This window comes from Azotobacter armeniacus (genome assembly GCF_054779355.1).
In genome coordinates this window covers 83505-96403 of record NZ_BAAGYK010000029.1, presented here as the reverse complement: position 1 = coordinate 96403, position 12899 = coordinate 83505, and the positions used below count along the sequence as shown (strand labels likewise).

17 protein-coding genes are annotated in these 12899 nt (G+C 61.9%); 15 read left to right on the top strand and 2 right to left on the bottom strand.

Going from position 1 to position 12899, the window contains the following annotated elements:
• The 15 genes from ACYVD0_RS06485 to ACYVD0_RS06415 all read left to right on the top strand — a co-directional run.
• Positions 1-299: hypothetical protein (locus tag ACYVD0_RS06485; protein ID WP_460426058.1), on the top strand; the 299-nt coding region annotated here is incomplete at its 5' end.
• Between the two features lie 933 nt (positions 300-1232).
• On the top strand, positions 1233-2645 hold the full coding sequence (locus ACYVD0_RS06480; RefSeq protein WP_460426057.1) for a tyrosine-type recombinase/integrase: 1413 nt from the start codon (positions 1233-1235) through the stop codon (positions 2643-2645).
• Positions 2642-2953 carry a site-specific integrase gene (locus ACYVD0_RS06475; RefSeq protein WP_460426056.1) on the top strand — a complete coding sequence of 104 codons (312 nt, stop codon included), beginning with the start codon at positions 2642-2644 and terminating at the stop codon, positions 2951-2953. The genes ACYVD0_RS06480 and ACYVD0_RS06475 overlap by 4 nt, the downstream gene beginning before the upstream one ends.
• Positions 2954-3414: 461 nt before the next feature.
• Complete coding sequence (locus tag ACYVD0_RS06470; protein ID WP_460426055.1) at positions 3415-3633, top strand: helix-turn-helix transcriptional regulator; 219 nt, start codon at positions 3415-3417, stop codon at positions 3631-3633.
• A 3-nt stretch (positions 3634-3636) separates the two neighbouring features.
• Positions 3637-4011 carry a hypothetical protein gene (locus ACYVD0_RS06465; protein WP_460426054.1) on the top strand — a complete coding sequence of 125 codons (375 nt, stop codon included), beginning with the start codon at positions 3637-3639 and terminating at the stop codon, positions 4009-4011.
• Positions 4008-4679, top strand: a complete 672-nt coding sequence (locus ACYVD0_RS06460; RefSeq protein ID WP_460426053.1) for a Rha family transcriptional regulator — start codon at positions 4008-4010, stop codon at positions 4677-4679. Before ACYVD0_RS06465 ends, ACYVD0_RS06460 begins: the two co-directional genes overlap by 4 nt.
• On the top strand, positions 4676-4915 hold the full coding sequence (locus tag ACYVD0_RS06455) for a hypothetical protein (protein ID WP_460426052.1): 240 nt from the start codon (positions 4676-4678) through the stop codon (positions 4913-4915). The genes ACYVD0_RS06460 and ACYVD0_RS06455 overlap by 4 nt, the downstream gene beginning before the upstream one ends.
• 306 nt (positions 4916-5221) lie before the next feature.
• The gene (locus tag ACYVD0_RS06450; protein WP_460426051.1) at positions 5222-5395 is read left to right on the top strand and encodes a hypothetical protein; all 174 of its coding nucleotides are present in this window, start codon (positions 5222-5224) and stop codon (positions 5393-5395) included.
• On the top strand, positions 5392-5694 hold the full coding sequence (locus ACYVD0_RS06445) for a hypothetical protein (protein WP_460426050.1): 303 nt from the start codon (positions 5392-5394) through the stop codon (positions 5692-5694). Before ACYVD0_RS06450 ends, ACYVD0_RS06445 begins: the two co-directional genes overlap by 4 nt.
• A gap of 3 nt (positions 5695-5697) precedes the next feature.
• Entirely contained in the window at positions 5698-5856 is a 159-nt protein-coding gene (locus tag ACYVD0_RS06440; protein WP_460426049.1) for a hypothetical protein, read from the top strand.
• Entirely contained in the window at positions 5849-6046 is a 198-nt protein-coding gene (locus tag ACYVD0_RS06435) for a hypothetical protein (RefSeq protein WP_460426048.1), read from the top strand. Before ACYVD0_RS06440 ends, ACYVD0_RS06435 begins: the two co-directional genes overlap by 8 nt.
• Positions 6046-7035 carry a toprim domain-containing protein gene (locus ACYVD0_RS06430; RefSeq protein ID WP_460426047.1) on the top strand — a complete coding sequence of 330 codons (990 nt, stop codon included), beginning with the start codon at positions 6046-6048 and terminating at the stop codon, positions 7033-7035. Before ACYVD0_RS06435 ends, ACYVD0_RS06430 begins: the two co-directional genes overlap by 1 nt.
• Positions 7035-8783 (top strand): DUF927 domain-containing protein, encoded by a 1749-nt coding sequence (locus ACYVD0_RS06425; protein ID WP_460426046.1) that lies wholly within the window; start codon positions 7035-7037, stop codon positions 8781-8783. The genes ACYVD0_RS06430 and ACYVD0_RS06425 overlap by 1 nt, the downstream gene beginning before the upstream one ends.
• Before the next feature lie 255 nt (positions 8784-9038).
• Positions 9039-9362, top strand: a complete 324-nt coding sequence (locus tag ACYVD0_RS06420) for a hypothetical protein (RefSeq protein ID WP_460426045.1) — start codon at positions 9039-9041, stop codon at positions 9360-9362.
• A gap of 57 nt (positions 9363-9419) precedes the next feature.
• On the top strand, positions 9420-9632 hold the full coding sequence (locus tag ACYVD0_RS06415) for a ribbon-helix-helix domain-containing protein (protein WP_460426044.1): 213 nt from the start codon (positions 9420-9422) through the stop codon (positions 9630-9632).
• A gap of 621 nt (positions 9633-10253) precedes the next feature.
• On the opposite strand, the gene ACYVD0_RS06410 is transcribed toward ACYVD0_RS06415, so the two are convergent.
• Together ACYVD0_RS06410 and ACYVD0_RS06405 are read right to left on the bottom strand one after the other, a co-directional pair.
• Positions 10254-11891: a type I restriction-modification system subunit M gene (locus ACYVD0_RS06410; RefSeq protein WP_460426043.1), complete on the bottom strand. Its 1638-nt coding sequence runs from the start codon at positions 11889-11891 to the stop codon at positions 10254-10256.
• A complete protein-coding gene (locus tag ACYVD0_RS06405; RefSeq protein ID WP_460426042.1) occupies positions 11888-12898 on the bottom strand; it encodes a virulence RhuM family protein in 1011 nt (336 codons plus the stop codon). Before ACYVD0_RS06405 ends, ACYVD0_RS06410 begins: the two co-directional genes overlap by 4 nt.
• Position 12899 lies beyond the last annotated feature (1 nt).

The following is a 12899-nucleotide window of genomic DNA, read 5'->3' as shown; positions in this document are numbered from 1 at the left end:
ATGGCCAGGCGTCGCATCTGGTCCTGAGTTTCTCGAGAGAGCTTTCGGGCATCGATCTTTTTCATGTCCCTTTATATCGTGAATTTGATTGCCGCGTTAATAACGTGGAGGGAATCGCCGCCCTGGTGCTGGCGCTGGTTTCCATCAAGGTTCCACGCAGGTTGCCAGCAAAAGCACGGTATCCAGACACTGGTATCCACTGTGGTATCCAGCAAAACAGCGGAAATCATCACGCACCCTTCACGCAGGATCGCCACGCACCCGAAGCAGGACAGCCTGCCGCCAGTTCTGGCGTCTGAGGCGGGTAAAACTGTCTCCGTGACAGAGTTAAGCAGGATCAATGGGTTATTGCCCGCTTGAGGCATAGATGCCGGAAGGTTTTCCGGTATCTCCGCCCACGTGCGCGTGGGGATCGCCTGAAAACCCAGGAGGTCTACCCGCCGCAGCCTGCTGGCAGTTCCCGAAAGCTCGGGAGCTGTTCGCCGTGCGCGGGGCTGACCACAAAACTTTTGTGGTGATCGCCCGAGACCTCGGGAGATGTTCGCCGCGCCGGCTGCTGATGGATGATCGCCTGGAAGGCTACCCCGATCTGAGGCACCCATGCCGAGCAGTACGCGCACGCACGCGAGGGGCCGGGGGAAAAGGGGAAGTTTCTCCCCTTTTGGTGAAGCCAGTACGCGCGCGTGGGGCCGGGGAATCACCGCCCCCTGGCTGCCCCCCTGGTGCCGATCACCGCATCACCACCAGCGGCGGAAACGTCATCTACCATTGGGGGGAGCACTACCCCGAGGCGAGGGAGTGACGGCGATCACCAGCGCCAGCAGTGCGTCATCCTGGCGGCCGTCTGTTGTGGCTGGCGCAGAGATCGTTGCCAGCTGGCTGCCCAGATGAACGTCAGCGGATGGCCGGCTGCTGGGTCGGGAGCATTCAACCACTTGAGAAGCTGTGACCAAAGCTGTGACCAAAATAGGGTTGAAAGCCCCAGAAGCAACAAAGGCCCGCATCGCTGCGAGCCTAAGTCATTGATTTGATTGGTGCCGGCACCAGGAGTCGAACCCGTGAACTACTGATTACAAGCGGCTTGTCCTGATGTTTTTTCTCGATTCATCACGTCACGCAAGAAAAGTAAAAGCCCAATAAATACGCGGTATACAGCCATTTTCTTGTTTTCCTACGTTTCAAAAGATACCGTTACAGCGCACTCCTCAACGGGGAGCAACGGGGAGCAAAGAATGGGCGCCAGCAAGACCAAGGATGACAAGCGCATCACCGATATGCAGGTGCGCAACCTAAAGGGGAAAATCTCGGAGCCGGCAGACAAGGACCAAAAGCGCGGCTTCGGCACGTTGCTGTTCGAGCGGCGGCCGTCCGGTGTCATCGAGGCGTACTACCGCCAGCGCGTGGACGGAGTAGAGGTCAGGCTGAAGTTGGGTGTCTACAAGCGCGACACCCGATCCGCAGGTTTCTCCGTGGCCGAGTTGCGCAGCAAGGCAAACGAGTGCGCGGAGATCGCAGCCAAGCATGGCAACGTCAAGGCGTACATCGAGAAGCAGGAGGCTGCCGCCGCGGCCGAGCAGGCTGAGCGCCAGCGCCTGGCCGAGATCGAGGCATCGCGCGGTACCCTGGGCGACCTGTTCCTCGACTACATCGAGTCGCGTCGAGGCAAGGCCACTCCGAGCGTTATCAAGGAGCTGGAACGGCTATATCAGGCCAACATGCTGACGCCCCATCCCTCTATCGTAGCAATGAAGGCGCGCGACATTCGTCCCGACCATATCCTCGCCATCCTCGATCCGATCTGGAGCAGGGGGGCAAAGGTACAAGCCGACCGGATGCGCTCTTTCCTGGTTGCCGCCTTCAATCACGGGCTTCGGGCAGAGAACGCGGTCGGCAGAGCGAATGCCAAGCGCTACAGCCTGGAGAGCAACCCCGCCGCCGTGGTCGCCGTCGAGAAGGTGTCCGCCCCCGTCGAGCGTGCTCTGTCGGATGCCGAGCTGCGCCGGTTCTGGACCACCATCGAGAGCACCGAGGGCGTCGGGCCGATTATGGCGCTGCTGTTCAAGTTCGTCATCGCCACGGGCGGGCAGCGCATCTTCAACATCTGTCAGACCACATGGGATGACTACAACCTGGAGGCCGGCACCGTGCGCCTGATCCATCGCAAGGGCCGCAAGGATGCCGGAGCCGGCGCCAGCGAGAGGCCGCACCTTGTCCCGCTGTCGCCGCGTGCTGTTGAGATTCTGGAGCGGGTGAGGGCGATCAATAGCTGCCACCCCTGGCCGTGGACCACTACCGGAAAGCAGCACATCGTCGTTTCCAGTCCCCGCCATGCCGTGGCCGACTGGCTGGCGTCCGATCATGCGGGCATCGACGGGAAGCGGATCACCAGTTTCTCGCCACGCGATCTGCGCCGGACCTGCGCCCAACTAATGCAGAAGCACGGCGTCAGCGACAGCCTGTCCGACCTGCTGCAAGCGCACGGGCAAACCGGCGTGGTAGGGCGGCACTACCGCAACAATCCCGAGGCCGCTCTGCCGGAGAAGCGCCGCGCCATCGAGCTGTTCGACCGGGCATTGGCTACGGTGCTGGGGGATGTTGTTGGGCAGGGCGGCAACGTGGTGCTGCTGGCGAAGGGGAAGAGGTGAACCGACAAGAGGCAGAGGCCATCTTCTCGCCGCGAGATCTGCGCCGCACCTGTGCCCAGCTGATGCAGAGGCATGGCGTGAGCAATGACCTATCCGACCTGCTGCAAGCGCACGGGCAGACCGGCGTGGTAGGGAAGCACTACCGCAACAATCCCGAGGCCGCTCTGCCGGAGAAGCGGCGAGCCATAGAGCTGTTCGACAAGGCGCTGGCAATGGTGCTGAGAGAGGCGGGAGGGCAGGCCGAGAACATGGTTTTACTGTCAGAAAGGAGCAGTGAAATAAATAGTTACATAATCAGAGGGCATTAAATTTTTTCGCATTGAGTGTAACTGGGTGGAACTGGGTGGAACTGGTGCTTATAGGTAAAAGTTATCCACAGACAACCACCTTCCGCTTTGCCTTGTATGACCTACGCCAGCCTCTTAACATGTGTTGCACATCAGCGAAACGCCGGCGCTATGGCTGGTAATAGCTGATATGTTCGCAGAACCTGATGCGACGCCCTGAAATGAAAACGCCCTCGGTACCGCAAATACCGAGGGCGTTTTGGGGTAGGACGCCGCAAACGTCCTGTTGCACCAGCTAGGCCAGTACAACCCCGAGGGAAGAAGCTTTCTGTTGGTCAGGGTGCTTCGGAGCGGAATGTATTACCTGCGGCCATATATGGCAACGAATCGTTTAAGCCAGCTTAAATGATCTGCCCAGCGGCACAGGTGGATTTCTGTTCGCCTCCCCCTCGGGTTTTTCAATTCAGTTGGAGAACCCATTTATGGCGCAAACCGCCACCCGCAACACCGCAGCATCCAACCTGCTGATTCCCGGTGCCTACGCCACGACCGAACAGCTCTGCTGTCGCTACCAAGTCAGCCGCACAACCTGGTGGCGCTGGTCGAAGACTGCCGGCTTTCCGGCCGCTGTCCGCTTTGGTCGCTCGGTTCGCTGGCCTACTGAAGCCGTCGAAGCCTTCCTGACTCAGCAGGAGGCTTAATCCATGCCGATCAAACAACCCTGCCAGAAGGCTGGGGGCGCTACCGGCTTGCCTGAAGAAAGCACGAGCCCTGCCGAACTGCTGGGCAAGGCCCCGACCAAGATCGCCCGCGCCCTGGTGTACTTCCGCCACTTCGGCGACCTAAACCGCTTCGAGGCTGCGAACAAGGTAGGCGATACCTGCCTGAACTCTACCATCCCCGCCCTGGAGCGCTACGGCTTGACCTTCGAGCGCCAGCCGGAGAAGGTGCCCAACCGCTGGGGCGCCCCCTGCGACGTGACCCGCTACAGCCTGCCGGAGAGCCAGCACCAGCGCGCCCGTACCGTGCTGGCGCTGCTGAACAAGCCGGCCAAGGGCCGCAAGGAGGTGGCGGCATGAACAACGCCATTACCCTGGTCCAGTTCAAGGGCGAAGCGCGGGCGGATAGCCGTCTGCTGGCCAAGCAGTTGGGCAACCAGCACAAGAACTCCATGGACCTGATCGAGCGCTATGCCGCCAAGTTCAAGCGCTTCGGCCATCTTCCGTTTCAAACGGAGGTTGGTAAGCGGGTTCAAGGCGGCGGCAAGGCCGAGCGCTATGCCCTGCTGAACGAGGACCAGTGCTACTTCCTGCTGTCACTGTCGCGGAATACCGACATCGTGGTGGATTTGAAGGCAGACCTGATCGCTGCCTTCCGCGAGGCCCGCGACCGCTCCAACGTGACGGACGCGCAGTACCTGCCGCTCTACCACGCCATGCACGACGAGGTGGCCGCCCTGGCCCGGCGCGCCAAGGAGTGTGGCAGCAACACGCCGGAGCGCATGTTTCACATCAACGCCAACAAGGCCCTGAACGCCGTCATGGGGATTGCCAGCGGCGAGCGCGACACGCTGACCATCGAGCAGCGGCTGTTGCTGACGACGCTTCAGGCGGTCTGGCGAAACCATCTGCATGCCAGCCTTGAGCGCGGCGACGATCACCACGAGGCGTTCCGCAAGGCGAAGGCCGCAGTACTGGCCTACATGACGGGCGTCGGTGCCCTGCTGCTGGGAGGCCGCGCCGCATGACGACCTATACCGGACACCGCGTCGAGGACCACGAGGATTTCATCCTGGAGCAGCTCCTGCCGCTGATCGTCGACTACGCCGGCGCCAGCGACACCCCCACGGAGGTAGTCACTTTCGCCGCGTTCCTGAGCCTGGCGACGATCCTGCAAGCCAAGGGGCTGGGCCGTGACGTGCTGATGAGGGCAATCGACGCGGCACGCCTGCAGAACCATGAAGCGCTGGAGGGTTTGCATTGATGACGATTGCCAGCCTGAAACCGGGGGTTGCACTGGCCATCGACCGGCACTATCCTGCGCCCGTCACGGTAAGTCCCGTGGCCGGGTTTGGCGACCCGATCAGTAACAGGCGCACAAGCGCCCCCATGACCATTGCAGGCGCTTTTTTTGTGCCCGCAGTGCCGTGTTATGGCGGCTGTGCGCGGGAGACCTTCGGGTCTGCCGGGTTCCTGTTACCCCGGTTCGCCAACCCGCGCACAGCTGCCACCAATGACCGTTTGGCGACGGTCGGCGGCAGCTCCAACCAAGTAACAGGAGCTGTACCCCATGAAGCACGACCCCGCCCTCAATCCGTCCGCACTCCGGCAACGTGCCGCCGCGCATCGCGCCATGGCCTTGGCTGCCCTGCGTGCCGACTCCTCCCTGTCCGTTCGCCTCAAGCGCTACAACGCGCGCATGGCCAAGGCTCGCGCCCTGGAAGCTCAGGAGGTGCTGGCATGAGCGACCCGAACTGGAATGACCTGCTTCCGAATTACGAAGCCATCCAGGCCATGACCCCGGAGCAGTTGAAGGCCGCCGGAAAGGCCGTCGATCAATACGTTTGCACGCTGGCCAACGGAATTTCCGGCATCGGCAATTTGCTGGCCTGTACCGCCTCGAACGGTAAGACCGGGCTGAATGAGGATGCCGTGACCAGCGTCGGCTGGATGCTCGAAAGCCTGGGAGACCTGATTTCCACGCTGACCGACACCGGCAAAGACCTCAACTGCCGCCGCAATACCCTCAAGCGCGAGGACTGACCCATGCCCCACCCGAAAAGCTGCCGGAAGGCGGCGCAGGCCCCTGTCGGCCTCAAGAAAGCCCCCGCCGACCTGGAGAGCGGCCCGCTTGCCTTGGCGATCAACATCGGGTTGCTGGCGCTTGCCGCCCTGATTCTGATCGAGGTGGCCCGCCATGGCTGAAGGCCGCCTGATTTTCACCGACTCGCAGCTTGAGCGCGTCCGCCCCGCCGGGGAGGCATTTCACCGCCTTTCCGGCATGACTTCCGCCGACCCCGACTGGAGCCATGCCTACGTGGAATGGCAGGCCCTGGCGGAGAGCATCGCCGTGGTCCTGATTGCCAAGGTCGAATCGCTGGAGGGCTCGCGCTAATGTCTCTTCACGTCGATATCCAACGCATCGCAGAGGCCGCCCTCGTCGCCATAGACAGCCTCCTCGCCGAATGGCTGCCGGATGGCAAGCGCAAGGGCAAAGAGTACTGGCCTACCAACCCGGTACGCGGCGACCGCCATCCGGGATCGTTCAGCATCAGCATGCGCGACGGCACCTGGCATGACTTCGCCAGCGGCGACGGCGGTGGCGACCTCGTGTCGCTGCTCGCCTACCTGCGTAGGTGCGGGCAGATGGATGCCGCCTTGATGATCGCCGACCGCCTGGGCATTCCCGTAGACAGCAAGCCGAAGCGCGATTTCCTGCAAGAAGAGGCCGAGCGCCAGCGCATCGCCCGCCACCGGAAGCAGCGCCAGCAGCAGGCCGATGCCGAGCAACACCAGCGCCAGCAGGCCGCAGCCGAGCGCGCCGACCGTCTGTGGCAGGATGCTGGCCACGCCGATCCCATCCATCCCTATCTGGCCGCCAAGGGCGTGAAGCCCCACGGCCTGCGCCAGAGCGGCGAGGAATTGCTGGTTCCGCTGATCTATGCCGGGTGTGTGGCAAACCTGCAACGCATCGCCCCGGATGGCGGCAAGCGCTTCCTGTCCGGCGGCAAGGTGAAGGGCGCCTATTCGCCGCTGGGCCGGATCGAGGCCGGCAAGCCGCTTTACATCTGCGAGGGCTGGGCGACCGGAGCGACGATCCACGAGCACAACGGCGCCGCCGTGGCTTGCGCCATGAATGCCGGCAATCTGCTTGCGGTCGGGCAGTGCCTGCGCCGCCGCTACCCCGATGCCGTGCTGGTTATCGCCGGCGACGACGACCGCCAGACCGAGACCGAAGGCAAGGGCAACCCCGGACGCACCGCCGCCAACCATGCCGCCGACATGCTCGGCTGTGGCGTGGTGTTCCCACCCTGGAGTGGCGATGAACCGCTGTCCCTGTCCGACTTCAACGATCTGCGCCAGTGGCGGGAGGCCAACCTCTAATGACCGCGACCAATGTAACCCAGCTGATCCCCGAGGCAGGCTCGGCACCACTAATGCGCCCCTGCTATCGCGTCTACGACCATGGCATCACCCTGGACGGCGAGAAGCTGCGCCCCGGCGTCTGGTTCCATGGCGCTCGGCGCGACAGCGAAGGCGGTGAGACGCCCGTCAACGAATGGCTGTGCGGCCCCTTGCATGTAGAGGCCGTGACCCGCAGCGAGGCGAAGGATGCCGACTACGGGCGTCTGCTGCGGTTTCGCAACCTCGATGACCGCTGGTTGACCTGGGCCATGCCCGGCGAACTGCTAGCCGGCAAGCCCGAGGGCATCCTGGCCATGTTGATGGGCATGGGGCTGGAAATCGACTATCAGCGTCGCGCGCAGGTGCCCCGGTATATCTCCAGCCAGCATCCGAAGGCGCGGATCACCGCCGCAACCGCGACCGGATGGCATGGCTCCGAACTATTCATCACTCCCGCCGACAACATCGGCAAGGGTGACGCCATCTATCAGGCCGAAAGTGCCGTCGACGGCGACTACGGCAAGGCCGGCACGCTCGAAGGCTGGCGCGACGGCATCGGCGCCCTGCTGCCGGGCAATCCCATCCTGCAACTGACGGTCGGTACTGCCCTCGCCGGTCCGCTGCTATATCACCTTGGCATCCACACGGGCGGAGGCTTTCACCTGCTATGGGACAGCTCCAATGGCAAATCCACCGCCGTGGAGTGCTCCGCCTCGGTATGGGGGCATGCGAAGCAGTTCACCCTGAAGTGGAGTGCTACCGCCAACGGCCTGGAGGGCATCGCCGCCCTGCGCAACGACAGCCTGCTGGCGCTGGACGAGCTGGGCATCGCCGACGGGCGTTATGTCGGCGACGTGGTGTATGCGGTCGCCGACGGCACTGGCAAGCAGCGCGCCGGACGTTCGAGCGCTGCCCGCAAGGTTCGCCGCTGGCGGGTGATGCTGCTGTCGAGCGGCGAAATCACTCTCGAAACCAAAATGGCAGAGGCCGGCAAGCGCATCCGTGCTGGGCAGGAGGTCCGCTTGGTCACGGTATCGGCTGGCCGCCGCTTCGGCGCTTGGGACGATCTACACGGCTATTCCGATGGTGCCAACCTGTCCGATGCGCTCAAGCGCACCAGCACCACCCACTACGGACATGCCGGCCCGGCCTTCGTGCGGAAGCTGATCGACAGCGGCGACCTGAGCAACCTGCCGACCATGCTGGAGGCCATCAAGGCGCATTTCACCGCCGATCCTGGGCAACCTGCCCGCGTGGCCGAACGCTTCGCCATCGTCGCCCTGGCGCTAGAGCTGGCTACAGGCGTGGGGCTGCTGCCGATGGAGAAAGGCGAAAGCATCGCCAGCATGGTGGAGCTGTTCGAGGGCTGGCAGGCAAGACACGGCGAAGGCCCGAGCGAGGACCGCCAGATACTCAAGGCCATTGCCGACTTCATCGACCGTCATGGCGGCTCTCGCTTCCAGTCCATCAAGGACGGTGCCGAGGCGGTGCGCGACCGGGCCGGCTACTGGGAGGAGCGACCGGAAGAGGGGTGCCTGTTCCTGTTCACCCGCAGCGGCCTGGAGGACGCCGCCAAAGGGTTCGAGCCGGCCCGCGTGGTACGCGCCCTCGACAGCGTAGGGGCCATCGCCAAGCGGGATGCCGGTCGAGCACAGGCAACCAAGCGCCTTCCTGATGGCAGCAAGGTGAAGCTGTATTTCATCGACCCGGCTCGCCTGGAGCCCTAGACGTGATTGCGTTTTGTTGTTTTCGGCTGGGGACGCTGGGGGCGATGGGGGCAGCCAGCAACCACGCGGCTTGCAGGCGTCCCCACCCCATAAAAACGACTGGTGCCGGTGGGGACAAACTCTCGCCCCTTCCGCGTCGTGTCCCCAGTGCCCCCGCCGGCAACAAGGCACTGGGGACGGCTGGAGGCCGCGCCGTTACTGGCTGTCCCCATCGCCCCCAGCGTCCCCACGCAAAAACAGCAAAGGACAATGCGAATGGGAGCTTTGCTTGATTTGGTCCTCAGCCTGACCCCGGTGCCGACCAGCGCCGCGCCCCTGGTGGAGGTCGCCAGCGCGCCGAGCTACCTGCTTGCGCAGTGCGGGGACGGCCAGGAGGGGGGTGAAATGCCCCCCTCTGCCGACGACGAGCCGCAGCACGTCATCCGCACAGCCGCTACGGCGTCGCCAGCGTGGCGAGAGACGCGCGACCAGTACCATGCCCATATCTTCGCCTGTCGCGCCTGCTATGCGCCCCTTGGTCGCCACTGCGCCGTCGGTGCTGAGCTGCGCGCCATCTATGACAGCACCCCCTGGAGTTGAGCCCTGCCGCCGGCTGTCATGATCTGGATTTCTGGAGTTAGCGTTGAGGAGTAAGAGATGAGCAAGAACCGGTTATTCAAGGACCAGTCCAAGACCCGCCTGATCGTGTCCGTAGAGGTCGATACCGTGGAGGCCATCGACGAGCTGATCGGCAAGCCCTTCGGTAGCAAGCATCCGGCCAGGGGCAACCGTTCGGAGTTCGTGCGCCTGGCCATCGAGGAGAAGCTGGCGCGCGACCTGGCAGACCGGCAGCGCCTGGGGGCCGCATAAGCCACTGCTGATTTTCGGAGTCCTGAAAGGCGGCTGGCTTTGATGATTTCGAGACCAGTCGTCGCGCGCGAGCTTGGCCAGCAAGCTGCTTGCAGAGCACCTGCCCGAGTTTTGAGAGCAATACGCGCGCGTGCGAGGCCCAGCATCTGAAATAGATCGAAATAGACGAAGGTAGCGGCGGGCTGCTGAGGGCTGCCCCGTTGCGAAATTGCACCTCATCTGACCACAGTTTTGCATTGCCATTGACCCAGTCATTTGCATTCGAGATGACCATGCATTGCAAAGAGAGTGACCACTTGCACAGGCCGCTCGACCGGCTCAGAACGACCCAAACCTGCCAGTCGCGTCAGGCAACAAGCGGCCAAAAGCTGACTTCGGATATTGGTCTGTCCACCGATTCGGGATCAGCCACGTCGAAAGGCTATGCAACGCCTTGACCTCAAGCCTGTGACAAACGCCGGCCGGCACGTTGTGCACCTGCTCGAACGTCAAGAGCGCGGAAAACGACTCACTGACTTTCAGCGATATCTTGTGGCGGTGGAGCGGTGGTGTATTGGGTTCAAATTCCTCATAATGGATTTGAACCCGCCGTGCGAGCCCGCAAGAACCAAATCGCGGTACTTATCGTGATACCTCGGAGCCGTAGGGCAGCGGTGGCAGCCCAAGTTCCTTGAGGAACTCATTGTGTTTATCGGTGGCGGTCTTGATCTTCTGATCCAGTGCCACAAGCTCGGCATGCACGGCCGTCAGGTCTATCTCTTCATCGGCCACTGCCGTGCTGACGTAGCGCGAGATATTCAGGTTGAAATCATTCTTCTCGATCTCTTGCATGCTTACCCGTCGCGCATAGCGCGGCACTTCCGCGGGACGGTGCTTGTAGGTATCGATAAACTTGTCGATGTGTCGGTCTGCCAGCTGGTTCTGGCGCCTACCCTTCTCGAAGTGCTCGGCCGCGTTGATAAACAGCACATCGTCCGATCTCTTGCACTTTTTCAGCACCAGGATGCAGACCGGGATACCCGTTGAATAAAACAGGTTAGCCGGTAGCCCGATTACGGTATCGATGTGTCCATCCTGCAGTAGCTTGCGGCGAATACGCTCTTCCGCACCGCCACGGAACAGCACGCCGTGCGGCAGTATGATGGCCATCACACCATCGTCTTTAAGGTAGTGCAGCCCGTGCAGCAAAAAGGCGAAATCCGCCGCACTCTTGGGTGCCACACCATGATTTTTGAAGCGCATGTCTTCGCTGATGGCGTCGCTCGGGTCCCAGCGATAGCTGAACGGCGGATTGGCCACCACCGCGTCAAACTGCGGCTTCTTCGCCGGATTGGTCTCGCGCAGGAAGTCCCAGGCATTGGTCAGCGTGTCGCCGTGGTAGATCTCGAACTCGGTGTCCTTCACCCCGTGCAACAGCATATTCATGCGCGCCAGGTTGTAAGTGGTGACGTTGTATTCCTGCCCGTAAATCTTGCCGATATTGCCGCCTGCGTCCTTCATGCGATGCCGGATGTTCAGCAGCAGCGAACCCGAGCCACAGGCGAAGTCGAACACGCTTTCCAGCTTCTTGCGCGGACCGGTCTCGGGCGCCTGGCCGTCGAGCGTGACGATGGCCGACAGAATTTTCGAGACCTGCTGCGGCGTGTAGAACTCGCCCGCCTTCTTGCCCGAACCCGCCGCAAACTGCCCGATCAGGTACTCGTAGGCATCGCCCAGCGTGTCGGTATCGGTGGAGAACAGCGACATGCCACGCGCCAGTTCCGAGATGATCGAGCACAGTTTATCGTTGCGATCCGAGTACTGACGGCCCAGCTTGTCAGACGCAAGGTTGATCTCTGAAAACAAGCCCTGGAAGTTGCTCTGGAAGGACTCGTTCTCGATGTACTTGAAACCAGTTTGCAGGGTGTCGAGCAGCTTACCGCTCTGGGTCTTAGCCTGGTGGGCAATGCTCTCCCACAGATAATCGGGTTTGATCACATAGTGCACCTTGCGGCGCATTTGCTTCTCGAACTCGACTACATCACCCGGGTTTGCGTCATACCACTGCGAGAGTGGCGAACTCGTCTGTCCCTCTGCCAGCTTCGGATAATCCGGCCCCAACTCTTTTTTCGCGGCCTGTTCGTAGTTATCCGAGAGGTAGCGCAGAAAGAGGAAAGACAGCATGTAATCGCGGAAGTCGTCGGCGTTCATCGACCCGCGCAATTGGTCGGCAATTGCCCAGAGGGTTTTGCCTAGCTGTTTCTGGTCTTGTTCGGTCATGGTTTGGGTCGTTTCTTGAGTGTATTTTCTAGTGCCTTGAGTTCGGCGTCGTCTTGCGTATCGGCCTGACGTGCCTCGTCCTGTTTGCGGCGCTGGTCATAGTCGAGGTAAAACGCGTTGGTGGCACGCTCCATCTGCGCGTGGCTCACCTTGCCGGCATGGGTGAGCAGCGGAAAACCGTTGCTGCTGATGATCTGATCCACGTTCTGGCGCCAGAAACTCATGAGGATTGCCTCGCGGCGCTTGGTGCGTAGCTCGGCCGTTTCCAAAAAGATCACCACCAGCCGGTTCAGAGTGTCGATTTCATCTGCGGTCAGGTAGTTTTTGGCGATCAGGATGTCCTGCTTGCGTACCTTGGCACCTTGCCAATGCATAAGACCGAAGTACTGATCGTCAGGATTGGCACGGGTCGTAATCAGTTCGGCGGCCGTTTGTTGCGTCACCGCGTAGAGGAGCAGGTTCTGTACTGTGGCAAAAAAGGTCTGCGTCGCCTGGTCGGTCTTGTCGTAGTCGCTGCTCAGCGCAAACAGGTCGCGCACCTTTTGATAGAAGCGCTTTTCCGAGGCGCGGATGTCCCGGATGCGCGCGAGCATCTCGTCGAAGTAGTCCGGACGGCCATCCGGGTTCTTCAGACGTTCGTCGTCCAGTACGAATCCCTTGAGCAGATACTCCTTGAGCACCGTAGAGGCCCAGCGACGGAACTGCACCCCACGCGGTGAGCGCACCCGGTAACCCACGGCCAGAATGGCGTCCAAGTTGTAGAGCGTGACCTTACGCTGTACTTGGCGGGCGCCTTCGGTTCGAACTACCGAGGATTCCTCGGTAGTTGCCTCGCGGCTCAGCTCGCCATCTTCAAAGATATTCTTCAGGTGCAGGCTGACGTTGTCGGTGCTTACGTCGAACAGTTCAGCCATTTCGCGTTGCGAGAGCCAGACCGTCCGATCCTTGGCTCGTAGCTTGATCTGGCTGCGCCCGTCTTCGGTGGTGTAGAGGATCAATTCGCTCATG

Bases quoted from the DNA above. Each gene is read 5' to 3' on its own strand.
- ACYVD0_RS06480 (WP_460426057.1), top strand. From the start codon at position 1,233: ATGGGCGCCAGCAAGACCAAGGATGACAAGCGCATCACCGATATGCAG.
- ACYVD0_RS06470 (WP_460426055.1), top strand. From the start codon at position 3,415: ATGGCGCAAACCGCCACCCGCAACACCGCAGCATCCAACCTGCTGATT.
- ACYVD0_RS06465 (WP_460426054.1), top strand. From the start codon at position 3,637: ATGCCGATCAAACAACCCTGCCAGAAGGCTGGGGGCGCTACCGGCTTG.
- ACYVD0_RS06460 (WP_460426053.1), top strand. From the start codon at position 4,008: ATGAACAACGCCATTACCCTGGTCCAGTTCAAGGGCGAAGCGCGGGCG.
- ACYVD0_RS06455 (WP_460426052.1), top strand. From the start codon at position 4,676: ATGACGACCTATACCGGACACCGCGTCGAGGACCACGAGGATTTCATC.
- ACYVD0_RS06450 (WP_460426051.1), top strand. From the start codon at position 5,222: ATGAAGCACGACCCCGCCCTCAATCCGTCCGCACTCCGGCAACGTGCC.
- ACYVD0_RS06445 (WP_460426050.1), top strand. From the start codon at position 5,392: ATGAGCGACCCGAACTGGAATGACCTGCTTCCGAATTACGAAGCCATC.
- ACYVD0_RS06440 (WP_460426049.1), top strand. From the start codon at position 5,698: ATGCCCCACCCGAAAAGCTGCCGGAAGGCGGCGCAGGCCCCTGTCGGC.
- ACYVD0_RS06435 (WP_460426048.1), top strand. From the start codon at position 5,849: ATGGCTGAAGGCCGCCTGATTTTCACCGACTCGCAGCTTGAGCGCGTC.
- ACYVD0_RS06430 (WP_460426047.1), top strand. From the start codon at position 6,046: ATGTCTCTTCACGTCGATATCCAACGCATCGCAGAGGCCGCCCTCGTC.
- ACYVD0_RS06425 (WP_460426046.1), top strand. From the start codon at position 7,035: ATGACCGCGACCAATGTAACCCAGCTGATCCCCGAGGCAGGCTCGGCA.
- ACYVD0_RS06420 (WP_460426045.1), top strand. From the start codon at position 9,039: ATGGGAGCTTTGCTTGATTTGGTCCTCAGCCTGACCCCGGTGCCGACC.
- ACYVD0_RS06415 (WP_460426044.1), top strand. From the start codon at position 9,420: ATGAGCAAGAACCGGTTATTCAAGGACCAGTCCAAGACCCGCCTGATC.
- ACYVD0_RS06410 (WP_460426043.1), bottom strand. From the start codon at position 11,891: ATGACCGAACAAGACCAGAAACAGCTAGGCAAAACCCTCTGGGCAATT.
- ACYVD0_RS06405 (WP_460426042.1), bottom strand. From the start codon at position 12,898: ATGAGCGAATTGATCCTCTACACCACCGAAGACGGGCGCAGCCAGATC.